Annotated in this window: 1 protein-coding gene; it reads right to left on the bottom strand. The window is 36.1% G+C overall.

Translation table 11 applies throughout. From position 1 onward, the window contains the following. Positions 1-3: 3 nt before the first annotated feature. Positions 4-843, bottom strand: coding sequence for a PIN-like domain-containing protein (locus J5X92_RS20855; protein WP_348272406.1), 840 nt, complete (start codon positions 841-843; stop codon positions 4-6). Positions 844-940 lie beyond the last annotated feature (97 nt).

Below are 940 nucleotides of genomic sequence, written 5' to 3'. Positions count from 1 at the left end.
GTCTCACTCATGCCTAACTTCCGCACCCTGTCTAATACTATGAAAAACTGAGGCGACAACTATCCTGACACAGGGGGACAATGCTCTTTCTGCTAACTCTGAGTTCGAATTGAGTGATTGTTTAGTTTTAAATTTGACACTATCTTCAGATGATTTTACAGCTTTAACCACTTCTTCTTCAGCATTATATAACTCAAGTAAACTTGAAAGACTTATAATATGAAACGATTGCCCTTCTGATTTTTCTCTATATTCATCAACCAATTCAAATCTTGGGTATAGTGGTTTCTTTCCACTTTGGTGCCACCAGTCAGGTTTTTCGTCGCCAGAAATAAATACTAAATGCTTCTTTTTTTCAGCAGCTAGTAATAGGATTTCATGCCAGATAAGGAGATCTCCAGCTTGATTTTCATCTTTAGTTTTGTCTTTATAACCAGGCGGAATATTTAACTCATTTCTTCGTTTTAGATCTTTTTCAATATCTTGAATATTTAGCGCTTCATCGGATAGAACTCTACCACCTAATATTTCATGGTACATATCACTTACAGGATCGTTCCACCCCCACGATTTTATTACTTTAAGAGTCTTCTTGATTTCGCCTTGATAAGCTTTAATCGCTTCGCGAACATTATTTTCTTGCTCTTCCAGAGCTTTATATTCATCAAGTTCACCAAGTAAAGGATGAGAACCAACGTATTGAAAACTTTGGTTCATTTTTTTGGATAAGGTTTCGTTCATGTCTGCTATTTTTATAGCTCGATTATCCAAAAACTCTCTTACTGCCTGAGCAGGTAAAAACATTCTGTCTGTTTCAGAAAGTGATTTATAAACATCTTTTATTGCATTTAAGCTTTTTACTCCAGGGTGAGATCGTGAATATTTATTGACCAGTTGGCGGAAACTAAACGATCAGTTTGACGATCCGGTTTAGTCGTGA

It is taken from the genome of Alteromonas sp. K632G (assembly GCF_017653625.1).
Taxonomy (GTDB): domain Bacteria; phylum Pseudomonadota; class Gammaproteobacteria; order Enterobacterales; family Alteromonadaceae; genus Alteromonas; species Alteromonas naphthalenivorans.
This window is presented reverse-complemented; position numbering and strand designations above follow the sequence as displayed.